Raw genomic sequence first — 23,081 nt, forward strand, 5'->3', positions numbered from 1 at the left:
AAATCTCCTTTTCCTGGATTCTATTCATAGCTTGACCAGGGAAAAGAGATTTTAGACACAAGCACTAAAATATTTTAGAAGTTAAGCTTGCGATAGACGAGATAGGAATAGGCCATAGGAACCACAGCGATGAGACACATTACGATGACAAAAAGGGGGACCGTCCACGCCGCGGGGAGAAGTCCGGTCAAAGCCATGAGTATTCCTCCGACTATCCAGATAGGTCCGGCAAAACGATGGGTCTTTGCCCAGACCTCTTCATTGGCCAAGGTCCAGGGAGTCCGGATACCAAAAGTATAATTGAATTTGATTTTTCCAAAATAGTTGCCCAGTAGAATAAAGATGATGCCTATTCCTGAGAAATACCAGCGAGGCAAGGTCTCAAAATAGCCTATTGCTACGGCTATGGTTCCCCAATACATGAGGGACAAGAACACGACCAAGGTGGTGCTGACAATCCAGAAAACTCTTCCCATCTTAAGATAATTCGCCCTTTTGGGATCGATCCGGGGAATGATCCAAAATATAATGTAGACTCCTAATATGATCAGCGGTAAAAGAAATGCCCCTGCAAAAGGACCGGAATAACCATCCACTTGTCCTGCAAAGTTCCAATGGGACGGAACTTGCTCAGGGAGTTGGGGATAGGCCCATATGCCAACAATGATATTGATGATAACAAGTATGCCGGAAATGATTTTGGAAAGGCTTCCTTGGTGATTGGTGTTTGTATTTTCCATACATTTTCCCCCTATGGCTTTGATTTGAATGCTCTACTTCTTGGTCTCGGATGTTTTGGGTGTTTCTGCAAAGTCATGTTCATCATGCTGAAACCCCGGTTCCTCAGGTTGTTTGACCGTAAATTCCAGAATCCAACTCATAATGCCTTCAAAAACTGAAGTATTAAGAGAGTAATAGATATTCTGCCCTTGCCTGCGATCGCTGATCAAATCAGACTGCTTCAGTATATTTAAATGATGAGAAATGCTCGGCTTGGTCATATCAAAGTGATCGGCAATTTCTCCGGCTGTTAAATCCTCTGCTCGCAAGAGTTTAAGAATCTGACGGCGTGTTTTGTCTGAGAGAGCTTTGAAGGTTTCGTTGAGTGGAGACATATTATCCCCCCTTGCCTCAGATATTTAGATTTAGATATTTAGATAATTATCTAAATATCTAAATCTAAATATATAGTATTACCGTGTATAAGTCAATACAAGGTCCACTATAGCACTATTCTTCTCAATAGAAAAAAGACCTGACCCGTCGGTCAGATCTTCTTTTTTTAAAGCGCGCATTATTTCCATTGTATTCACCCTGAAGCGAATCTACTTCACCGCTTCAACCTCTCTAACCATTGTGAGCATTCCGGTCTTAAGCGCTTAAAGCCGTCTTGCCCCATGGAGAAGATCTTCTCACTTAGCATAGATCCTTTCTTAAGTGATGCAGCCTATTGTTACGCCGGCTGGTGCGCACTTTCGTTGCTTTTCCAGATACCTGCAGCATCGATTTAATCAGAATCCTGCTGCAGACCAAAACCCCTTAGGGCTTTTCTTCACGCGACAAAGCGTTCTTCCCATGCCATATTCAGTTGTCCCCTTGATTTGAACTCTATCTCAATGCTTTTGCTCATCGTTACGTCGAACGGTCCTCTGCCCGTCACGGTATTGCATTCGATCTTTCGTGAAGAATCAGCCGCAGTGTTTGACATACTCTTTACTTTTTCCATAGTGTATTTCCTTCCTATAGTCCATGTAAAAAGTCGAATCCTTTACCGTTTCGTGGCAAATGGAGTGGCCCCGTAAATCTTCGAACTCTGATCATCACGCATGAGATGGGTGTCCAAATCATGAAGCTCCTGATGGAACTGCTCGATGCGAACTTTGTCCTTCGCATTAAAAGCATCGGCTCCACGATTCAGCAAGGCACTAAAGTATTCACTAAATTGTGCCATTGGATTGGTCTCACTCTTTAAGCGTTGATCCCACAGGGATTTGTGGAATACGATGTAGCGCTTGATATCTTCTTCATTCATCTGAGGACCTGCATTAGGTCCAAATAAATATCCATCCACATACTGATGGACATTCCAAGCCGCACCAAAAACCAGGTTCTGGGCATCTTGGCTCAAGCCATTCTCGCCAAAAAAGCCGGCGACAGATGGGGCTAAGCTGATGTCTTTTGTATCGGGCTCTTTATATTTCTTTGGCCCTGAGACATCTCCCTGTGGAGTGGCATTAATCCCTGGCGGTTCAGTCACTGTCACAGCAGGGCTAACCCCAGAGGATTGTCCAGGCGGACTTTCGGTGACATTAGGATCCTGAGGGTTCGCGCCTTCAACAGGAGGAGTCTGAATAACGACAGAATCTTTTTCGGGCGCTGCCTTATTCATAAAGACCTTCCAGGCACTCGGTCCATAGATTCCGCCGACAACCACCGCACCGGCCAATACGAGGGTTCCCGCCAGAGTAAGGACCTTCTTTTTGTCGAACTCCATGAATCTCCCTCCTTTAAAATGGAATATAGTTCTTAATCATATTACCAATTTTTAGGAGTAAAACCTGTCGCTTTTCCTGAAAGTCCCGACCTTTTTTCCGCCCTCAGCTTGTCCGATTTGTCATGAGTTTACCTAGGGGTACAAGCTTTCGCGAAAAAAGAACAGCAAATTCTATATTACTTGACCAGTTGTTTAAGGTATTGCATAAGGGGCTCAGAAAGGTCCTCTCGACGCAGGGCGTATTCGATGGTGGCTTGTACAAAGCCTAGCTTATCCCCTACATCATAGCGCTGGCCATCGAATTCGTAAGCGAGAATCTCCTGGAACTTAGCCAATTCCTTTAAGCCATCTGTAAGTTGGATTTCTCCCCCTTTGCCGGGAGGGATATTTTCCAGGGTGCCAAAGATTTCAGGATTAAGAATATAGCGGCCCATAATGGCTAATCGGGTGCTGGGAGCATCCTCGGGCTGTGGTTTCTCTACCAGGTCCTGAGCCCTGTATAAAGAATCATCGAGGGGGACTGCATCCACGATTCCATATTTCGAAGTATCTTCCAGAGGCACCTGTTTAACGCCGACGATACTGGCACCATGCCGTTCATAGATATGCATCATCTGACCGAGACAGGGTACTTCGGAATGAATGATATCATCTCCCAGGAGGACTGCAAAGGGTTCGTTTCCTATGAATTTTCTGGCACAATAGATAGCATGGCCCAGGCCTAAAGCCTCTTTTTGCCGCACATAATAAATATCCACCATTCGCGCTATGTCTTGAACCATGTCGAGAAGTTCTTCCTTTTCATTCTTCTGAAGAAAGGTCTCTAATTCTATGGAGCGGTCAAAGTGGTCTTCAATAGCCCGTTTATTGCGTCCGGTAACGATGATGATATCTTCGATTCCAGAGTTAACGGCTTCTTCGACGATGTATTGAATGGTGGGTTTATCCACAATGGGGAGCATCTCTTTGGGTTGGGCTTTGGTGGCGGGCAAAAACCGTGTTCCCAAGCCTGCTGCCGGGATAATGGCTTTTCTGATCTGTCGTCTGCTCAATTCCTCTACTCCTTTTCAGATTTAGTTGTCTATGATTATAAACAGCTATGTCTATGTAAATTATAGCTAGGTTTAGATATCTTGTATATATTATCCAATATCTTACCCAATAACATCAAGAAGATCGAAAAAAGTAAAGCAAGGGAACTATTCCCTTGCTTTACTGTGGTCTTTATTTTTCGGGTTTGTTGGCTTTTTCAAAGACTTCATCAATAAGACCGTATTCCTTAGCTTCCTCTGCTGTCATATAGCGATCCCGATCTGTATCCGCTTCGATGCGTTCGATGGTTTGGCCTGTACGTTCAGCGAGAATGCGGTTCATACGTTCTTTGACCCGGAGTAAATGCTTGGCATGGATTTCGATCTCTGTGGCTTGACCGGAAATCCCTCCCCCGCCAATTAAGGGCTGGTGAATGAGGATCTCGGCATTGGGAAGAGCGGAACGCTTTCCTTTAGCCCCAGCAGTCAAGAGGAAGGCCCCCATGCTTGCTGCCAAACCGACACAGATGGTGTGGACATCTGAACGAATGTATTGCATGGTATCATAAATAGCCATACCGGCAGAAATGGATCCTCCTGGACTATTGATGTATAAGAAAATATCCTTCTCAGGATCTTCAGCTTCCAGGAAGAGCATCTGGGCGACGATTAGGTTGGCTACGTCATCGGTAACCGGTCCCCCTAAGAAAATAATTCGGTCTTTAAGAAGTCTTGAATAAATATCATAGGAACGTTCTCCACGATTGGTTTGTTCAATGACCATTGGTACTAAATAGCCCATTAAGAATCCCCCTTGTCTAATTCTTTAACCAGTATTCTTTAGTTGTTCTCACTATATCCTTTCCCGATACTCTTATTTTAGTACAAAGGTCAATAAAGGTCAAATATAAATTAGCGACAAAATTATAGCTCATCGGCAAGCTTACTTAGATAATGCCCGACTTTTTTTACTCCTTCTACCATTTCGGCAATATCCTGAGTATTGCTGGCTTGTTCCAGATTGATTTTGCCGCTTTGGCTCACGCCTGCGGCGACGGCTTCGATGGTATCACGAAAATTCTTCAGAATGACCTGGATGTCATTAGCTGAGCGGCTGCTGTCCTCAGCAAGCTTTCGCACCTCTCCTGCCACCACTTGGAAACCCCGTCCCTGCTCCCCCGCCCGCGCGGCTTCGATGGCGGCATTGAGCCCCAGTAAATTGGTTTGGTTGGCGACCCGTCGAATAAAATCAAGAATTTCTTCCGTCGCTTTAACCTGTTCATGGCCCCTCTGGGCTTCCTCTGCCACCGACATCCCAATCGAGGCTACCTCCTGGGAGGAAGCGACCATTTCTTCTATAGCTGCAGCTGCTTGATCAATTGAGGCCGTAAGATTCTGGACCTGATCCCGAATGGTGTCCTTTATTTCTTCATCACGAATAGTGGTAATGACCATACCGGTGGCCACTTTGGCAATGGGTGTAACAATAGCTAAAGGTCCGGCAATGCCAAAGCTCCCAATCTTGGCTCCATTGAGCTTTATGGCCAGGCTGAATCCTTCCTTCAGGCTTCCTCCCGACTGTTCAGCATCTACTGCAGTAACGACTGCAGTATCCTGATTACCGGTTAAAATCTTTTGGCTTCCTCCGTGCACCACACCCAGCCGGGTTTTGGCTGAGTCTGCAATAATGCGGGCGGAGGGATCGCACACTATACTATGGTATCCACTTTGTTCATAAATAAAATCTACAATTTTATTGGCTATAGCCGAGGTTAATTCCATCGTTGCACCCCTTCATCTGATCTTGATGCATGTTATAAAGAATATTCTAAAGTATATTCCAGCATATGGAGAACTCTATTCAAAGAGTTCTTGTCAAAGAGTTCTTGATACACTCTATATATTCCTTTTTTGTTATCGAATTAAATATATTTTCGGGTTTGTGTCCAGTTCTGTTTGATAACTTTCCAGCCAAGCGAAAGAGCAGTGCAAACCGAAGTTTGCACTGCTTAAATTCCGACTTTTTCCTCTGAATTGTCTTCAGCTCATTGAATATTTTATGGAGGGCAAAGGCCGGGAGCCCTTAACGGGCTGCTTGCTTTGCTCCTTTTTTACCTGCTTTGTAGGATTCAGCGAGAATTTGAACAGTGTGCATAACATTTTCATGCAAGCCGGCATTCATAACACCACTGGTCAGTTGTAAACGGCAGGCCGGGCAGCCGGTGACCACTGTATCGGTGCCGGTTTGAGCAATGTCCGCAATTTTCTTTTCGCCGATCTGACTGGACAGATCAGGATGAACCAAGTAGAAGGATCCTGCCATTCCGCAGCAACGATCGGGTTTTTTCATTTCGATAAATTCAAGACCGGGAATGGAGTTGAGGATCTCACGCGGTTCTTTGTTGACCCCTTGACCACGGTTTAGGTGGCAGGGATCGTGATAGGTTACTTTGCGTTTAACAGGTCCCAGGCCCTCTTTTTTATAGGGAACCTTATGAATGAGGAATTCCGCTATATCATAGGTTCGAGCTGCCCATTTGTCTGCTAAAGCTTTCATTTCCGGATCCTCTTCGTAAATCTGAGGGAAGGTGTGCTTCCACGCTTCTCCACAGGAGGAACAGTTAGAAATGATCACATCAGGGTTCAGCTTTTCAAAAGCCATCAGATTGCGGCGAGCGCAAGCTTTGGCAGATTCCACATCCCCATTGACGGCTGCGGGAGTACCGCAACAGCCTTGGTCTTTAGGAACGACAATTTCACAGTCGTTTTCTTTTAAGACATCGACGACAGCTTTACCCATGTCGGTATAGAAATAGTTGGTCATACAACCGATATAGTAGCCCACCCGTATTTTGGGCGTTTTTACTTTAGTGACTTCAGGAAGCTCATCCTTTAAGGGGCGGGGAGCAAGATTGGGGAGGATCTTTTCCTTGCCAATCCCGATATCAATACGGAGACGAGCTCCTTTATCACTGCCATGAACACGTTTCATGGCCAGCCCTTGGAAAGTACTTCCTATCTTCATGCCAAAGTCAAAGAGACGGTTGGCTTTAAGGGCAGTAAAGGCGATCTTTTTGACTGGATGGAGGCCTTTTTTACGAACGGCTTCGGCCCGGGCTGCCAGAATAATTTTATCAAAGCGAACTCCACAAGGACAAATCTTATTGCAGGCCATACAGGTGGTACAGAGGGATAGACGGTCGGCAATGCCTTCTGTCATCTCTACCTCACCATTCATGACCATCTGAACCAAGCTGATTTTCCCCCGTGCCACCGAGACCTCCCGGCGGTTCTCTTTGTAGATGGGGCAAACTTCTTGGCAGTTTCCGCATTTCATACATTTATTTAATTCGTCTTGGATGGAGTCAAGTGAACTGTAAATACTCACCTTAGTCCCTCCTCACCATTTTACCAGGGTTAATGCGATAATCAGGGTCACATGCTTCTTTGATATCTTTCAGAAGCTTTACACCGGCCTCACCGAATTCCAAGGGTAAGAACTTGGCTTTAGCCATGCCGATACCATGCTCACCGGAAAGAGTTCCGCCCAAGGATACGGCGACTTGGAAGATTTCCTCGACAGCCTTATCGACGCGCTCCATTTCTTCCTTATTGTTTTCATCGGTCAGAATCGTGGGATGGAGATTACCATCGCCGGCATGACCGAAGGTGCCAATGAGGAGATCGTATTTGTCGGCGATTTGACGAATGGCTTTGAGCATATGGGGAATGTTGCTGCGGGGTACGGTAGCATCCTCCAGTACAGTGGTGGGTCTCCGTTGAGCCAGGGCAGGAAGAGCATTCCGGCGGGCAAGCCAGATTTTATCCCGCTCTTCGTCGGTCTTCGCCACATTTACTCCCACAGCGCCTTGTTCTTTAAGAATCTTTTCAACCAGGGCTGCTTCACGTTCTACTGCTTCCTTATATCCGTCTACTTCGCAAAGAAGAATTGCTTCTGCATCCACAGGAAGTCCGGCATGGGTGAAGTTTTCTACTGTGCGGATGGTGATGTTGTCCATGATTTCCAGGGTCGCGGGAATAACCTTGTTACGGATAATGGCTGCGATCGCATTTCCTGCTTTATCGATATCATCAAATACTCCGAGGAGTGCTTTTCTGGCTTCGGGTACGGGGTTAAGTTTAACAAGGATCTCGGTGATGATACCCAGAGTTCCTTCTGAACCAGTGAATAAAGCGGTCAGATCATAACCGGTAACATTCTTCACTGTTTTGCCGCCCCATTTGATGATATCCCCATTAGCGCGAACCAGCTTCATGCCCATAACATAGTGCTTGGTCACACCGTATTTCAGTCCACGAAGGCCACCAGAGGATTCTGAAACAGAACCGCCCATGGTCGCGGTTTTTACTGTACCGGGATCGGGAGGATAGAAAAGACCATGCTCTAATGCCGCATCGTTTAAGTCTTGAATGATGACACCGGGTTGGACGGTAGCCGTCAGGTTCTCAGCGTCCACCTCAATGATTTGGTTCATGTGAAGCATGGACATGACAATTCCTTTTTCGATAGGAATAGTCCCGCCGCTGAGGTTAGTGGCTGATCCCCGTGGATAAACGGGAAGATCATACTTAGTTGCAATCTTCATGACTTCAGAGACTTGTTCTGTGGTCTTTGGAGTAATAAAGACATCCGGGGTTTGGCGAGGCATCGCTGCGGTGGCGTCATAAGAGTAAGACAGGAGTTCTTCATGCTCCGTGACCACATTCTCCTTGCCCAGGACTTGGATGAGTTCATTCAAAGCTTCCGCTTTTAACATAACAATAAATCCTCCTTATGTGGAATTAAACTAATGAGATTATAATAGTAAAAATTCATTGGTCTGACCATCCTATGATACGTTGTATTATTTTATATATTATTCGGTATCCTTCGATAAATTCCTACATTGGGAAAAAAAGAACTTTGTGACTAAAAAAAACTTTCTGATTTTACCCCATTTATTAGCATTTTCAGATTAGCATTTAGGGTTTTAAGTTTCTTATAAGTTTTAGGATAGCTATTCATGCCGCTGGCGGCACCGGCAGAGGAATAAAAAACGGCTCGGGTCACGTAGCTTTACGCACAACGTTTACTCTATAGCTCCGGGGCTGGTCAACTCGCTTTCTTAACAGCTACGCCAAACCCCGCTGCTTTCTGTATGTGAACCGGTGGCTGCGCTACGTTAAGAAAGCTTTCGTTAACCCGACCGCCCCTCCGCTTAAAGAAAGCTTGGCTTATGGTGAGTGAAGCGAAGCAGAAGACTTAGCTGCCTTATACACAGTGAAATCCGTTCACTTTTGTGCGTAAAGCTACGCTTGCGGGTCTTTTTCAGCTCTGTTTTCGGGCTTTAGCACCAGCAGAGGATGAAAAAGCTTGTTTGGATCGGGTAGCAGCACCGCTCAGACCCGAAAGACAGCCCAAGGATTTTGCTTTAAGGTAGGGAACGAATTTAAGCGAGCAGGTAAGCAATCTTCGCTAAAAGACTGCAGCGGAGTCGGGTTGGAAACAGGACGTTTCCAACCGGCTATGAGAACAAGTGCGAAAGCAGTGCTTTCGAGGAGCCGATTTAGCCGGGAACCCGACGCAGTGGAGGTCTTGAGCGATTAGATTGCTCCGCGCAGCTTATGGAGTGAGCGCCGAAAGCAAAATCTTGGAGAATCAGCTTTCAGGTCTTTTTCAGGGTAGCCCCCCCATGCCGCAAGCGGCATCGGCAGAGGATGAAACGTGGTCCTCCGGAATTATAAAGATTAATTAACTACCCTCTTCCCCATGCAATATGATATAATTTTTACACAAGTAAGAATTATTAAACAAAATCGAGCAATGATATCGAACAAACGATCTGAATTTGTGAGGTAGAAAATATGGATATTCGACCAATTAAAAGCAAGCGAACCACCGAAATTATCTTAGATCAAATTAAGGGGCTTATCGTGAAAGGTGAACTTTCTCAAGGAGATAAGCTCCTTACAGAAAATGAATTAGCGGAACGTTTCCAGGTCTCAAGAACTTCGGTCCGGGAGGCCTTAGCCGCTTTAAGCTTGACGGGGATTTTGGAGATTCGCCAAGGGGGAGGTATCTATGTCAAGGCTAATCCCTCCAACGCTATTATTGAACCATTAACTTTTATCCTCCTGTTGGAAAAGGATAAACTTCAAAATATTCTTGAGGTCCGCAAGGCTTTGGAGGTAGAGGCTGCGGGCTTAGCCGCACTTCGCCGCAATGAGGAAGAACTGGCAACGCTTAAAGAGCTCATCGAGCAGATGGAAGAAGATTTGCCGGGTGCTAAAAACAGTGAGACCCTGGATCTAAAATTCCATCTGACTTTGGCCAAGGCCAGTGAGAATCCGCTCCTTGACCGTATGATGAATACCGTCCAGGAAATTATGGGACAGACTTTGCAAGTAACCCGGGCCCTCTGGATGTCGGCAACTACCGAAGGGACGTCGTCCCGGCTTTTTGAAGATCACCGAAGTATCTATGAAATGATACGGGACCAAAATGCAGACATGGCCCGTAAGTTGACTTATGAACACCTGCGCAAGGTGGAGCTGGAACTTGGTAAGTATCGGGAAGATGAAGAATAATGCTTAAATAGGCAAATTAAAGAGGAGGGCGCTTTGCCCTCCTCTTTAATTTGCTAACTTGGGTGAATCAAGGAACCTGTCCTCATTATTCACCCATTATTCATTCACCTAGGCTGTGACGGTTTCACTGGGTTCTGGGGTTGCTTTTCTTTTACCCTTTCTTTTCAAGAAATTCTTAAAGTCGTCATTCATGGTGTAGATTACCGGAACCAGAATGAGAGTGGAAAGGGTGGAAAGGGTTAAGCCAAAGATGACCACGATAGCCATGGGAGCCATAGTCTCTGAACCCTCTCCTATACCAAAAGCCATGGGAAGAAGGCCCAGCGCGGTAGCCAGTGAGGTCATGAGAATGGGGCGCAAACGGATGGGACCGGCATTCTCAATAGCTTCTTCACGGCCATCTCCCATCTCACGCCGCTTGTTAATATAGTCGACCAACACAATGGCATTACTTACTACGATACCCGTAAGAAGAATGAGCCCGATAAAGGCGGGGACGCTGATCGTACTCCTCGTAATAAAGAGGCCGAGCATTCCTCCTGAAAAGCCCATGGGCAGTGAAAAAATGATGGTGAACGGATGGATCAGTGATTCAAACTGAGCCGCCAGGATCATGTAGACAAGGACAATAGCCAGGATTAAAGCCATACCTAAGTCTTGGAAGGACTTAACCATCTCTTCATTTTCCCCTCCCATTTCATAGGTGTAGCCATTGGGAAGAGGATAGTCTTTAAGTTTTGCCTGAATATCATTGGTAACGCTGACCAGATCTCTGCCCACAATATCACTGCTCACATGAACGACACGAGCTTGGCCTGAACGTTCAATGGCTGTTGGGCCACGTTCAATGGTCACCTCGGCGATCTGGCTTAAAGGTACATCCGTACCAAGGGGTGTTGTAATCGGGGTTTGCTCTAAATTGGATAAGGATTGCTTGAAGGTATCATCTCCTGTGATGACCACGTTGATCTCTTTTCCTTCATAGCGATATCTTGTGGCGGTGGTCCCGGAAAGAGTACCTTTCAAACCATTGGCAATCTGGTAGGCAGTAAGCCCGTATTTGGAGGCCTTCTCCCGGTCAATTGCCACCTGGACTTCAGGAATTCCTTCCCCCATGCTGGTTTTTACTTCCCGGGTTCCTTCTACTGAGACCACCATAGTCTGAATATCTGTGGCAATCTGTTGCAGCTGGTCGAGTTCATCTCCCTTAATCGCAATATCGATAGGTGTTGTTGTTCCCATAGACATCATATCGGTCACCGTTACTTCGATTTTTGCTCCAGGAATATCCTTAGTCAAAGCACGAAGTTCCTCGGCCACTTCATCAACACTGCGATCCCGCTCCATGAGCGGAACCAGCTGGATCGAAATTGAACCTGAATTCCCTGATGCACCACCGAAGGACATGAGTCCTCCCCCTCCAACCTGAGCGAATGCTGTTTGGACTTCCGCAATTCCTTCCAGGTCTTTTTCCACTTCGGCAATGGCGGCATCCGTATCTTCCAATTGAGCTCCATCAGGCAGTTTCACACTAACGGTAATTTGCCCCGTATCGGAAGAAGGCATGAACTCCGCTCCCAGAAAGAATGTGGAAGCCCCGGAGAGAACAAAGATCAGGATGGATCCCACAACGATGGTTTTGCGGTGACCAAGAGCGTAGTGAAGGAAGCGCCGATAGGTTTTTTCAAGCCGGGTGAATCCGTTATCAAAGCCCCGGCCAAAGCCGTCAAAAAGGCCTCTAAGTCCTTTTCGGCCCACAGGGATCTCCCCAACCTTCATAATTTTAGCGGATAAAGCGGGGACCAGTGTCAGGGATACGAGAAGGGAGGCACCTAAGGATATTCCTACGGTCAGAGCGAGATCCCGGAAGAGAGTCGCTGTTAAGCCTTCAACAAAAACGATGGGTAAAAATACGGCTACGGTGGTCAGAGTCGATGCCGTAATAGCCATCCCTACTTCTGAAACCCCTTTAACTGCGGCATCAAATTTGGAATGTCCGGCCTCGCGGAACCGGTAGATGTTTTCCAGGGCTACGATATTATCGTCAACCAGACGGCCCATAGCCAGACTCAAGCCGCCTAAGGTCATCATATTGATGCTGACGTCCATAAAATACAGACAGGCAAAAGTCGCCATAACGGCAATGGGGATGGCGGTTGCTGTAATAAAGGTGGTACGCAGGTTATGGAAAAAGATAAAGAGTATGCCGATGGCCAGAATACCGGCAAGAAGCGCTTCTTTGAACACCGTATTAATGGTTTCTTTGATGTACACCGATTCATCATAGACTGTGTCCAAGGTCAGTTCCGGGAATTCTGCCTTTAACCCCCCGATAGCCTTGGTGATATCCTCTGCCACAGCCACGGTGTTGACTCCGGATTGCTTTTGAATCGCAATGCTGACACTTTGTAAACCATTCGTGCGGGAAATGGTGGTTACATCGGTGTGTCCAATTTCAACATCGGCGATATCCTTTAACCTGACCTGCCCTCCTGTGTTGAGAGGAATCAGGAGATTTTTTATCTCCTCCAGGGATTGAAACTCTCCCGTCGTACGGATGGTTAAGTCCTGGTTCCCTTTCTTAACTTCTCCGGCAGGGGAATTAAGGTTTTCAGCGGCAAGGATACCGGCCAGGGTGTTGATGCTTAAACCATAGCCTTGCATTTTTTCCTGATGGGTTTTAATTTTCACTTCATTATCATAACCACCGCTGACGGAGACTGAGGCAACCCCCTTGACCCGTTCAATCCGCGGTTTGATTTCATCCTCAGCCAAGGCCTGCAATTGAGCTAAATCCGCATGTTCTGAGGTCATGGTCAGTTGCATAATGGGCATCATAGAGATGTCAATTTTGAGAACCATAGGCGAACCGGCCCCTTCGGGCAAAGCAAATTTGATCATGTCGACCTTTTCGCGCATTTGCAAAGTGGCAAAGTTCATGTCGGTTCCCGTTTTAAAGGAGGCCATGACGATGGACGACCCTTCTGTGGTGGTGGAGGTTACTATATCAATATTTTCGGCAGAAGATACTGCTCCTTCAATAGGGTTTGTAATCAGCTTTTCAATTTCCTGAGGGCCAACTCCCGAGTATTCCGTCATGACGATGGCCATGGGAAGTTCAAACTCCGGAAAGAGGTCAATAGGAAGACGGGTTAAAGAGACGGTTCCTAATAGAATGACGATCAAAACCGTCATGATAATGGTAACAGGGCGCTTGACGGAGACTTCCGCTAGTTTCAAGATTCGCTCCCCCCTACCACCTTAACTTTGCTTCCTTGCTCAACTAAGGTTTGTCCTTTGACAACCACTTGTTCTCCTGTCTGCAGGCCCTCGAGGATCTCCACCTCAGCTCCGGTATCGAGTCCGGAACGTACTTTCTTGGCAACAGCGCGCTCCTCTTCAACCACAAAGACAATATATTCTCCGTTTTTCAAGACAACGGCTTCACTGTTGACGGCCAGGACATTCTCTTTGGTTTTGGTGGGAATCTCTACTTTAGCAAACATACCCGGCTTAACCAGGTTTTCTGTGTTCTCAATGGTCACTTTAACAGGATAGAGACCGGTCTGTGCGTTAGCTGCCGGAGCAAGGCTGGTTAAAACACCTTTTATCTCCTTTTCCCCGGCGGAATTAATGATAACGGTCGCTTCCTGTCCCACTTTAAGGGTATTCACAATATTCTCAGGAACACTTAAGGAAACATAAAGGGCATCCAATTGAGTAATCGTCACGGCGGCCATGGCTTGAGAGGCCATTTGTCCCACCACGACATTAAGAGCGGCAATGGTTCCGCTGACAGGTGCCGTTACGGTCATATCGGACATAGCGTCATAAGCTTGGTTATAGCCCAGTTGAGCCTGCTCCATCTGAAGCTGAACTGCTTTAAGATTATTCTCCAATGAGGTGACTTGATCTTCCATGCCTTCAAACTGGACTTTTGAAATAGCTCCGGCTTCATAAAGGGCTCTTTGCCGTTCAAGATTCTCCTTGGCAGAATCCAGGGAGTCCTTGGTCATCTGATAAGAAAGCTCCGCACTCTTTATGGCAATCATTGCTGTATCGACTGATTTCTGCAGATCGACGGTGTCCATAGTGAAGAGAACCTGTCCTGCCTGGACTTTATCTCCTACCTTCACATTAATGCCCGTCACTTTTCCCGGCATTTTGGGAACGATGGAAACCTCTTGATCTGAGATTGCTTTCCCACTGAAAATTGCCGTTTCTACTAAGGTCCTGGCTGTAGCCGACTGAACCTCAACAGGGATATAAGATTCTTCTTCAACTACTGTCTGTGCTGCTTGGGAACCGCACCCTGTAACTGTTAGGGTTAAACCGATGATTAGGGCAGTCGATAATAAACGAAACCTTAACTTCATATAGTTATAATCCTCCATTTGGGTCTAAGCCCTATGTTTTTTGATGTGCAAGGCTAATGTTCTTTTTTTAATAAAATTAAACTAATTGATGTATATTGATAAATACTAAGGGATGGCGGGTCTTAGGGAATGAGACCTGCAAGAATGGTCTTAGCGATCCCTGTATGATCGATCTCCCGAGGAGTGAAGTTATCTTCCATAAGCTTCTTGAATGTGTATTGATTCACTCCTCCGACGATGATTGCAACGGCCATCTCCGGATCGATATCAGAACGAATCTCCTGGATATGTATCCCTTTTCTAACCTCATCTTCGATAGTTTGATAGATCAGGTTCCAATCTCTCTTCATCTGTGTCTCCATGTCTTTGGGTAGGGCCTGATGGACGATTTGAGAGTTCATAAGCACAGCATGAGCGTTCAGAAACTCTGCACCATACATAGATAGATTCCGGATCTTTCCCAGCATGTCTTCCTCTTCTGCCAGGGTCTTCTCCAATCCTTCTTGAAAGCACTTAGTGCAATATTGAATCATTTCCAGCAATAAGGCATTCTTACTCTCAAAGTACTCGTAAATAGTACCTTTCCCTACCCCCGCCTCTCTGGCGATATCCTCCATCTTGGCTCCCTCAAATCCCATCCCGGAAATAACTTTGAGAGCCGCTTTGAGGATTTCTATACGCTTTTCTTCTTTTCTCACTTTAAGGATCCTCCGTTTTGATTCTCTTTTAAAGCGAATCCAACCGCAATTTTACTTGTCGAGTAAATATTTTTTTGTTACAAGGACGTTCTTGATTTAATTCCCATATCCCTCCCCTCTGAACGGACATTTCCCGGTAAGCGCTTAGAGCGGCCTATCCTTTTCGGTCCCAAATAGTATAGCTTATTAAATTCAACTTCAGTTCAGAACCGACTGTTCGGTCGGTCTATATAATTGTAATGCTACAAGCTTTGTGGAGTCAAATAAAATTTATATTTAATATAACTGTATTAATTTCAGCAGAGGACTATATCCATAATTCAGTATCAAAAAAAGAATCCCCCCGACAATTCCTCCCACGAGGGATCCGTTAATACGGATCCACTGGAGATCGTTGCCTGCTTTGTCTTCGACGAAATAGCTGAGCTCCTCATTGCTTAAGCTCTGCAGGGTTTCACGGACGGTTTGACCGATCACCGCATGCTCCCTTTGCAATGCTTGAGCCAAAAGTTCTTGAACGAACTGATCGATGATGGCATGGAAGTGGGTGTCTTTCTTTATCTCGGACCACCAAGCTTCCAGCATCGGTTCAAGAACATTCAAAAGCCCTTGACCAGAAGGAAGTTTCCCCTCTTTTAGACTTTCTTGAGCCTGCAACAGGATGCTTCCCAGAAAAGGCTGTAAATTAGCTTCTGTAAACAGGGTGTTCTTCCAGCTTTCCAAAGTATTGAGTGCACCAGGATCCCTCTCCCAGGCTTGAAGTTTCTCAAGGATAAGTTCCTTCAACTGACCTCTTGCGGGATGATACGGTGCCTGGAGCTCTCTTAGATGGAGGATGAGCTCAATCTGCAAGTCCTCGGCAGCCTCATCCAGGTTGATTCCATCGGTAACTTGAAATAGCCCCAGAATCGTTCTCTGTAGTTTGCCCCCATTGCCTATTTTTTTTTCTTGAATTTGCCCGAGAACTTGGATCAGAAGCTCTTTGGCTTGGGGTGTTGTGGCAAAGTCTATACCTTTCTCGATTCCCTCATTGAGCAAGGGGTCAAGCTCATCTTTTTCAATTAGTATACAAAGTTGAGCAAGAAGGTCTTTAGCTAAGCCTGACTCCATGAGCTTGTTCCTGATGACAGATTCCAAGGCTGCAGCTGACTCAGGTATCTTGAGATTTTTGCATCCTTCTATTAAAACCGAGCTCAACTTTTCGGCAAGAAATGATGCTCCACCGGATTTTTCTGCTGTATTTATCAACCAGGAACTGAGGCGGAATCCTTGTATTCTTTGGCGTAGGAGATTCTCACTCAGCAGCTCATTTTGAACCATGGCCACTATGGCTTCTACCATCTTCTCCCGATTGCGGGGAATCAGGGCAGTATGATAGGGCCAGCCCAGAGGTTTACGGAACAAGGCGGTCACTGCAAACCAGTCCGCCAGCCCGCCAACAAGAGCTGCTTCCGTAACAAAGAAGAAAAAATGAATCCCTGGAACTGTGGGATAGGCGTGCTTTAATCCTGCAGTAATGAGAAATAGTATAAAAACACTTCCCAGAACACTATTGGCTTTACGACGATAATTCATACTTATCCTCCAGAGCTAAAACTCATAACTTACTTATCTCAAACTCAGACTAAGAATTGACTTACCAGATAGATCACCATACCCGCCAGGCCTCCGACCACAGAACCATTAATCCGAATCATCTGCAGATCATCTCCGGCTTTGGATTCAATCAATTCCACGAGCATCTCATTTGAATAGTTTTCGAGTCCTTCATAGACGATCTCTCCGATTTTCTCATGTTTATTATCAAGGAAAGGAACCACTAGACCTTGGACATATCTGTTAAAACGATGGCGTTTTTCTGGGTTTTCATTCAGAGAAAGAACACCTTCGTCTAAGCTTTGCAGAAGCTGCTCGCTTAAAGAAAGGGCACTTTCTGGAGTATGAAGCTTTTGCATCAGGCCTGTGGTGAGGCTCTCTATTAGCTTGGGATAAACACCTGATATGACCCATGTATCTTCCTTAACCTGAAGCTTCAGCCACTCTAAAACCTCAGCATGGGTTTGGTCCTCCAACAGATAGTCGGCGACCTGCTTTTGAAGACTGTGGGCCAGCTTAGAAGGGTCAGGCAAAAACAGCCCAAAAATCTTCCGGGAGGGATTTTTGCTTATATAGCGATCAATGGACTTTTCCAGCCAATGGGTCAACCAGAGATGGATCTCGGTCTCCTGAACCCAGTAACTGAGATTATCGAGAAGGATCGTTACAGCCCTTTTCCCTTCTTGGCTTTCTAATATATTGCGGAAGGCTTTTTCTGCCAAGGGAATAAAATGCTCTTCACGTATGCTTTTCTGTTTTAAAAGAGCTAAGCTCTCTTTATGCAATTCCTTGATGCTGTCGTCTAGATTCTCCTGGATCTGCTGCAGACACTGGGTGAGAATGCTTTGAAAGGAATCTCTATCCAAGGTATTCCAGATGGCCGTAGCAGGGGCGGAAAAATCATAAGTTTCCACTTTGGTCTTTAAAACTTCATGGGAAAGCAGTTCATTTTCTACCATAGATCTCAATGCTTGAAATATCCGTTCCCGGTTGCGGGGAATAATCTCTGTGCGGAATACCTTTCCCGCCGGCACTCCCAAGGGACGCCGAAATAAGGCATTGACTGCAAACCAGTCTGCCAGTCCCCCTACTAAGGCTGCTGAACAACCGCTTGTCAATAATCCTCCCCAGGTGGTGCCTTGAAATGGATAGGCTGCAAATAAGCCGAGAGCAGAAAGGCCAAGGGCAATATTGGCTTTGCGGTAGGTCCCGCCACGGGCTCTTTTTTCTTTCAGAATGGGGGATTGATCTTTATTTATCATCTTTTTTCACCTTGCTAGCAGCTATTGACTTTTTCCGGCTCAAGGAGCCGATGGGATCAACTGACCTGTCCCATGGTCTCAAGATAACAGACGAGCCAGTAATTAATCTTTTTTAGTATACCATGTTTTTTATAAGTATGAAAAAGGACCTCCCCAGTGGAGAGGCCTTAGCGTATTACCGGCTCATTGAAGATGTTCTTTGGGTGATTGTGGTGGACTTTAAGGAGCTCCAGCCGAAAACATAATGCATGTAGGCAAAAGCTGAAATAGGGTTAAATTTACCTTTGCTTAATTCCAGGCCTCCTTCATAGACTGAGCCGGTGGGTGTGTAACGTTCGACCTGTCTGAGTATTTGATTGCGGATCTCTATACAGCGAGATGCTGGGGCTCTCCGAGAATCTCCATGGGCAGGGAAATAAGCTCTTGCTCCTAGGAATTCTACCCGATCCAAGGCACGCATATAGCTGGGTAATCCACTGACTACCTCTCCATTTTCCAGCCATGCTCCCGGATAGGGGACCACATCGGGCAGGATAAAATCGCCGGAGAAGAGTAGCCCTAAGTCTTCTTCATAATAAGAAAGATGACCTGCAGTATGTCCGGGCGTAAGGATGGCTTTGAGGGTACTGTTACCGGCTTTGAGCACTGCTCCGATCTCTATTTTTTCAACTTCCTCAGGCAGTGTAGTGAGATAGGTTAATTTTTTATTGTATTTTGAAATTATCGCTAGTTGCTCCTGGGGTACTCCCCAAACATGCCCGGCATATTTCTCAAAGACCTTAAGACTTTCGCCACTGCAAAAATCAGCCCATTCTTCATAATCCCGCTTCCCGATCAGGATTCGAGCACCGTCTTTTCTTAAGTTTTCGGCTCCCCCTGCATGATCCACATGCCAATGGGTGAGCAGGACTTGTTCTAAGCGCTGGATACCTAATTCCTGCAGAGCTTCTTGAATGGCTTGATAAACCTCAGGGGTATTCGTACCGGAATCGATTATAGTGGGCACTTCACCTCGGAAAATGTACAGGTTAACATCTTCTTCACTTAGATCAATTGAAACCTTTAGGCAAAAGATTTCAGGAGCAATTTCTTTTAGCTTCATCTCATATCTCCCCTCAAATCCCTCTTCGTTCATTCAGCGTCGATTTGTATATGTTTGCAACATGTAGTACAATAAGTTTATCCATTTTTACTTCTAAGGAGGCCTTCTTCTCGATGAACTCGCAAACCTTACATCAAACAGCTCAGCCCAAAGATGAGCAAGAGGTGAAACATCCATTTCAAGTGGTCTGCTCAGTATGCAAAAAGACCATCAGCTATTCCGGCAAGGATGGTGAAGTTTTCTTAGTCAAATGTGATCAGTGCGAAGGAATTTAAGTATGCTGAGTGTATTTAACTGAATTTAAGCCGAGACGGTCATGGATCCATGACCGTCTCTTTTGTATTTAGCCTTGAACGCTTTGATACCTATTATTTTACCGCTACTTTGATTCAGGATCTATTCTTATTTGTAACTTAAACCCTTTGGGCGAGAACTTCGGCAATATCCAGAGCCTTGGTCTTTTCCCCGGCCTCTTCTTTGGCGCTGATGCCGTCGTTGATCATGGTTAGGCAGAAGGGGCAGGCTGTACCTATTATGTCAGCCCCGGTAGCCATTGCTTCATTCGTACGCAGCTCATTGATCCGCTCTCCCCCATGCTCTTCCAGCCACATCCGTCCGCCGCCGGCACCACAACAGAAGCTCTTGTCCTTCGTCCGTTTCATCTCAATAACGTTTAGTCCGGCCGCTTTAAGTATCTCCCGTGGCTCGCTGTAGATCTCATTGTACCGTCCTAAATAACAAGAGTCATGGTAAGTCACTTTAAGATCCTTACCCAGGCTTTCCAGATCCTTAAGCTTGAGCCTTCCGCTGTTTAAAAGCTCTTTAAGATAGGTGGTATGATGAACAACTTCATACTTACCGCCCAATTGAGGGTAATCATGGCAAAGAGTTTGGAAGCAATGTGGGCATTGGGTAATAATCTTTTTGACGCCGTATCCGTTCATCACTTCAATATTCTCAGCGGCTAAGGTTTGGTAGAGGAATTCATTGCCGAGCTTGCGGGCTGAATCCCCGCAACATTTTTCCTCATTGCCGAGAATGGCGAAATTCACATGAGCCGCTCTGAGGAGCTTGACAAGGGCAGCAGATACCTTTTGATTACGGGCATCAAAAGCCCCGGAGCAACCGGGCCAATAGAGTATCTCAGCCTCGGGGTTCTCTTCCAGGGTGGGAACATCCAACCCTTTCAGGAACTCTTCCCGCTTGTTCCAACCAATGCCCCAAGGGTTACCGTTGTTCTCCATATTGCGGAAAGCAAGCTGGGCCTCACTGGGGAAACGGGACTCCATAAGCACAAGATTTCTTCTCATTTCCACTGTTTTATCCACATGCTCTACGAAGACAGGACATTGCTGTTCGCAGGAACGGCATGTGGTGCAATCCCAAATATCTTGTTCCTGGATCACTTCACCGATTAGAGAACGACCCGGGGGTATCTCCAAGGCAGCCGTTCCGTCCACCGCAGTGGCTGCCTCGCCGGAAGCCATCACACCTGCCTGTTTGCTTGCAGATTTTGCCTCTTTTTTAGCTTGGCCAACCGCCTTATATTCTTCTTCGGCTCGAACTTTAATATCTTGGATGATTTGCTTAGGATTAAGATGTTTTCCACTGACGGTGGCAGGACAATTATCCTGACAACGTCCGCAGCGGATGCAGGCATCCGAGTTGAAAATGGCTTTCCAGGAGAGCTGCTTGAACTCACTTAGGCCAAAAGTTTCCTGGGATTCGTCTTCAAAGTCGATCAGAGCGGGGACACCCATGGGTTCCCGCTTACGGAGAAATTGGTTGATCGGCCCCAAGAAAATATGGAAGAGCTTAGAGTAAGGTAAATAAGCTATGAATGTAAAGGCAACAAACATATGGAACCACCAGGTGAATTTATGCATAGTCAAAAGTTGTGCCTGACTAAACATAGCCTGAAGTGGTTCAATCATCCAATAGCCTGCAAATCCGTAAACGGCCCAGGGATCATGCTCTCCAGCCATCCGGAAACCTTGAACGAAGAAACCACTGACTAAAATTAAGAAGACAAGGGTTAAGGCAATGAGGTCATCCTTTTTGTTGTCCAATTTATCCGGACGTTTGATATAGCGGCGGTAATAAAGATACAACACCCCAATCGTCGCCAACAGTCCAAAGAGATTGGTTGTTATCTTAATAAAGACATATAATGCACCTTTGAAAATATTAATCCCAAAATCTGCTTGCAACGTAATGATAGCTGTAGCAAAAAAGAGAAAAATAAACCCTACCAGAATAGCCAGATGCATGACCCCTGGGGTAAAGTCCTTAAGAATTCTCTTATGTCCAAAGCCGTAGATAAGGATGTCCTTTATCCCTTGCCAGCTGTCTTTCCATCGAGCTTCCGGTTGCCCAATTTTCCAAAGGCGGTAACGTCGGACAATGCCATAAACAAAGAACCCCAGCATGATGATTGCAAAGAAGTATATCATGAGGTGATAGTCAATATTCCAATAGATCTCCCGCGTAGGAGTCATACATTCCGACCTCCTTTTGGCGACTTAACTACACTATTCGTTGGCCCTATCCATTAAATATTCAGGGATTTATTTATTAGATCTTCTCCAGATTTTTAACTTCTCAGCTTCTTTGATCAGATCTTCACGGAAATCTGGATGAGCCAGGCCGATGAGCCGCTCTGCACGCTGCCAGGTCGTGCCGCCTTTCAAATTCGCCATACCGTATTCAGTGGCCACATATTGCACCATAGGACGGGTATCCGTGACTACGGCGCCTTCGGTCAGCAGCGGACGAATGCGGGAATGCCTCTTCCCCTCTGCATCGGTAAAGGTGGATTCCATACAAATGAAACTGCGGCCGCCTTTGGAGTTATAGGCTGCATCCACGAAATCCAATTGTCCCCCCGCACCGCTAATCATACGGGGTCCAATGGTTTCTGAGCATACTTGTCCTGAGAGGTCGATTTCTAAAGCATTATTAATCGAAACTAAATTATCGTTGCGGCTGGCTATAAAGCGGTCGTTGGTGTAATCCACAGGATAGCCTGCCACTTGAGGATTGTTATGGATGAAATCATAGAGTTTTTGGGTGCCTCCGGCAAAGGTATATACCATCCGTCCTTTGTCGATTTGTTTCTTGCGTCCGGATATCCGACCAGCCTCCCACATATCCACATAGCTATCCACCAGCATTTCCGTATGGACACCCAGGTCCTTGAGATCGGAGGCCGCTATCATCTGACCCAGGGCATTGGGCATAGCACCGATTCCTAATTGGATGCAGTCCCCATCCCGAAGGTCGTCGAGAACATACTGGGCAATTTTCCGGTCTACATCCGTTATGGGCGTGGTCGGAATCTGAGGCATGCCGGTATGACCGCCCTCGACAATATAATCCACTTCTGAGACATGAATATAATTACCATAGCCTCCATGGGCAATAGGCATATCTTCATTGACTTCGACAATGACAATTTTTGCTTTTTCGGCAGCTGCCGGATAGTGAGAAATCGTGGGGCCAAAGTTAAAATTACCGTGTTGATCCATAGGACTTACCTGAACCATGAACACATCAATATGGCTGATGTTTTCCAGGATGTAGCGTGGAACTTCGGAGTATCTTAAAGGTACATAGAAAGCCCGGCCCATCTCATAATACTTCCGGTCAATAACACTGAAATGCACACAATCCCAAGTAAAGTGTTCACCTCTGGGATCTGCTTTAACGACGGCATGAGGGCGCATACTTACTCCAGCTAAGAGCTGAATGTCCCGAAGTTCAGGAGTCCGCTTGGCAAGGGCCAAATCGAGAACAGGCAAGGTATTGGCTGCATAGGAATAGATAATCCAATCTCCACTCTTCACTACCCCTACCGCTTTATCCGGAGTGGTCAGCTTCCTGCGGTACTCTTCTACCCATGTTGACATATTGAATCCTCCCCATCTATTTCTTT

At 46.1% G+C, this 23,081-nt stretch carries 19 protein-coding genes; 3 read left to right on the forward strand and 16 right to left on the reverse strand.

Annotated features, from left to right (window positions below):
- Positions 1-74: 74 nt before the first annotated feature.
- The 8 genes from DESDE_RS18810 to DESDE_RS18845 form a co-directional block, all read right to left on the reverse strand.
- Positions 75-740, reverse strand: a complete 666-nt coding sequence (locus DESDE_RS18810) for an SdpI family protein (protein ID WP_014795609.1) — start codon at positions 738-740, stop codon at positions 75-77.
- A gap of 33 nt (positions 741-773) precedes the next feature.
- Positions 774-1,115: an autorepressor SdpR family transcription factor gene (locus tag DESDE_RS18815; protein WP_014795610.1), complete on the reverse strand. Its 342-nt coding sequence runs from the start codon at positions 1,113-1,115 to the stop codon at positions 774-776.
- Positions 1,116-1,768: 653 nt separating this feature from the next.
- The gene (locus tag DESDE_RS18820) at positions 1,769-2,494 is read right to left on the reverse strand and encodes a hypothetical protein (RefSeq protein ID WP_014795612.1); all 726 of its coding nucleotides are present in this window, start codon (positions 2,492-2,494) and stop codon (positions 1,769-1,771) included.
- Between the two features lie 176 nt (positions 2,495-2,670).
- Entirely contained in the window at positions 2,671-3,546 is an 876-nt protein-coding gene (gene galU / locus DESDE_RS18825) for a UTP--glucose-1-phosphate uridylyltransferase GalU (protein ID WP_014795613.1), read from the reverse strand.
- A gap of 172 nt (positions 3,547-3,718) precedes the next feature.
- Positions 3,719-4,327 carry an ATP-dependent Clp endopeptidase proteolytic subunit ClpP gene (gene clpP, locus DESDE_RS18830; RefSeq protein WP_014795614.1) on the reverse strand — a complete coding sequence of 203 codons (609 nt, stop codon included), beginning with the start codon at positions 4,325-4,327 and terminating at the stop codon, positions 3,719-3,721.
- Between the two features lie 122 nt (positions 4,328-4,449).
- Positions 4,450-5,307 (reverse strand): methyl-accepting chemotaxis protein, encoded by an 858-nt coding sequence (locus DESDE_RS22925; RefSeq protein ID WP_014795615.1) that lies wholly within the window; start codon positions 5,305-5,307, stop codon positions 4,450-4,452.
- A 301-nt stretch (positions 5,308-5,608) separates the two neighbouring features.
- Entirely contained in the window at positions 5,609-6,913 is a 1,305-nt protein-coding gene (locus DESDE_RS18840; RefSeq protein WP_014795616.1) for a (Fe-S)-binding protein, read from the reverse strand.
- A 1-nt stretch (position 6,914) separates the two neighbouring features.
- Positions 6,915-8,303, reverse strand: a complete 1,389-nt coding sequence (locus DESDE_RS18845) for an FAD-binding oxidoreductase (protein ID WP_014795617.1) — start codon at positions 8,301-8,303, stop codon at positions 6,915-6,917.
- 596 nt (positions 8,304-8,899) lie between these two features.
- Between DESDE_RS18845 and DESDE_RS21875 the strand changes: the two genes are divergently transcribed.
- A complete protein-coding gene (locus DESDE_RS21875; RefSeq protein ID WP_041917300.1) occupies positions 8,900-9,133 on the forward strand; it encodes a hypothetical protein in 234 nt (77 codons plus the stop codon).
- A 257-nt stretch (positions 9,134-9,390) separates the two neighbouring features.
- On the forward strand, positions 9,391-10,113 hold the full coding sequence (locus DESDE_RS18855; RefSeq protein WP_014795618.1) for a FadR/GntR family transcriptional regulator: 723 nt from the start codon (positions 9,391-9,393) through the stop codon (positions 10,111-10,113).
- Between the two features lie 108 nt (positions 10,114-10,221).
- On the opposite strand, the gene DESDE_RS18860 is transcribed toward DESDE_RS18855, so the two are convergent.
- The 6 genes from DESDE_RS18860 to DESDE_RS18885 form a co-directional block, all read right to left on the reverse strand.
- Positions 10,222-13,353, reverse strand: a complete 3,132-nt coding sequence (locus tag DESDE_RS18860) for an efflux RND transporter permease subunit (RefSeq protein WP_014795619.1) — start codon at positions 13,351-13,353, stop codon at positions 10,222-10,224.
- Positions 13,350-14,489, reverse strand: coding sequence for an efflux RND transporter periplasmic adaptor subunit (locus DESDE_RS18865; RefSeq protein ID WP_014795620.1), 1,140 nt, complete (start codon positions 14,487-14,489; stop codon positions 13,350-13,352). Before DESDE_RS18865 ends, DESDE_RS18860 begins: the two co-directional genes overlap by 4 nt.
- A gap of 122 nt (positions 14,490-14,611) precedes the next feature.
- A complete protein-coding gene (locus DESDE_RS18870; RefSeq protein WP_014795621.1) occupies positions 14,612-15,187 on the reverse strand; it encodes a TetR/AcrR family transcriptional regulator in 576 nt (191 codons plus the stop codon).
- Between the two features lie 276 nt (positions 15,188-15,463).
- Positions 15,464-16,762, reverse strand: a complete 1,299-nt coding sequence (locus DESDE_RS18875) for a DUF445 domain-containing protein (protein ID WP_014795622.1) — start codon at positions 16,760-16,762, stop codon at positions 15,464-15,466.
- 44 nt (positions 16,763-16,806) lie between these two features.
- Positions 16,807-18,045 (reverse strand): DUF445 domain-containing protein, encoded by a 1,239-nt coding sequence (locus DESDE_RS18880; protein ID WP_014795623.1) that lies wholly within the window; start codon positions 18,043-18,045, stop codon positions 16,807-16,809.
- Between the two features lie 175 nt (positions 18,046-18,220).
- Positions 18,221-19,147, reverse strand: a complete 927-nt coding sequence (locus DESDE_RS18885; protein WP_014795624.1) for an MBL fold metallo-hydrolase — start codon at positions 19,145-19,147, stop codon at positions 18,221-18,223.
- Positions 19,148-19,260: 113 nt separating this feature from the next.
- Here DESDE_RS18885 and DESDE_RS22155 point away from each other — a divergent pair, with 113 nt between their 5' ends.
- Entirely contained in the window at positions 19,261-19,422 is a 162-nt protein-coding gene (locus tag DESDE_RS22155) for a hypothetical protein (protein ID WP_014795625.1), read from the forward strand.
- A gap of 138 nt (positions 19,423-19,560) precedes the next feature.
- Here DESDE_RS22155 and DESDE_RS18890 read toward each other — a convergent pair whose 3' ends face one another.
- Entirely contained in the window at positions 19,561-21,645 is a 2,085-nt protein-coding gene (locus tag DESDE_RS18890; protein ID WP_014795626.1) for a heterodisulfide reductase-related iron-sulfur binding cluster, read from the reverse strand.
- 69 nt (positions 21,646-21,714) lie between these two features.
- A complete protein-coding gene (locus DESDE_RS18895; RefSeq protein WP_014795627.1) occupies positions 21,715-23,055 on the reverse strand; it encodes an acetyl-CoA hydrolase/transferase family protein in 1,341 nt (446 codons plus the stop codon).
- Positions 23,056-23,081 lie beyond the last annotated feature (26 nt).

The organism is Desulfitobacterium dehalogenans ATCC 51507, assembly GCF_000243155.2.
Classification (GTDB): Bacteria; Bacillota; Desulfitobacteriia; order Desulfitobacteriales; family Desulfitobacteriaceae; genus Desulfitobacterium; species Desulfitobacterium dehalogenans.

Bases quoted from the DNA above. Each gene is read 5' to 3' on its own strand.
- DESDE_RS18810 (WP_014795609.1), bottom strand. From the start codon at position 740: ATGGAAAATACAAACACCAATCACCAAGGAAGCCTTTCCAAAATCATT.
- DESDE_RS18815 (WP_014795610.1), bottom strand. From the start codon at position 1,115: ATGTCTCCACTCAACGAAACCTTCAAAGCTCTCTCAGACAAAACACGC.
- DESDE_RS18820 (WP_014795612.1), bottom strand. From the start codon at position 2,494: ATGGAGTTCGACAAAAAGAAGGTCCTTACTCTGGCGGGAACCCTCGTA.
- clpP (WP_014795614.1), bottom strand. From the start codon at position 4,327: ATGGGCTATTTAGTACCAATGGTCATTGAACAAACCAATCGTGGAGAA.
- DESDE_RS22925 (WP_014795615.1), bottom strand. From the start codon at position 5,307: ATGGAATTAACCTCGGCTATAGCCAATAAAATTGTAGATTTTATTTAT.
- DESDE_RS18845 (WP_014795617.1), bottom strand. From the start codon at position 8,303: ATGTTAAAAGCGGAAGCTTTGAATGAACTCATCCAAGTCCTGGGCAAG.
- DESDE_RS18855 (WP_014795618.1), top strand. From the start codon at position 9,391: ATGGATATTCGACCAATTAAAAGCAAGCGAACCACCGAAATTATCTTA.
- DESDE_RS18865 (WP_014795620.1), bottom strand. From the start codon at position 14,489: ATGAAGTTAAGGTTTCGTTTATTATCGACTGCCCTAATCATCGGTTTA.
- DESDE_RS18875 (WP_014795622.1), bottom strand. From the start codon at position 16,762: ATGAATTATCGTCGTAAAGCCAATAGTGTTCTGGGAAGTGTTTTTATA.
- DESDE_RS18880 (WP_014795623.1), bottom strand. From the start codon at position 18,045: ATGATAAATAAAGATCAATCCCCCATTCTGAAAGAAAAAAGAGCCCGT.
- DESDE_RS18885 (WP_014795624.1), bottom strand. From the start codon at position 19,147: ATGAAGCTAAAAGAAATTGCTCCTGAAATCTTTTGCCTAAAGGTTTCA.
- DESDE_RS22155 (WP_014795625.1), top strand. From the start codon at position 19,261: ATGAACTCGCAAACCTTACATCAAACAGCTCAGCCCAAAGATGAGCAA.
- DESDE_RS18890 (WP_014795626.1), bottom strand. From the start codon at position 21,645: ATGACTCCTACGCGGGAGATCTATTGGAATATTGACTATCACCTCATG.
- DESDE_RS18895 (WP_014795627.1), bottom strand. From the start codon at position 23,055: ATGTCAACATGGGTAGAAGAGTACCGCAGGAAGCTGACCACTCCGGAT.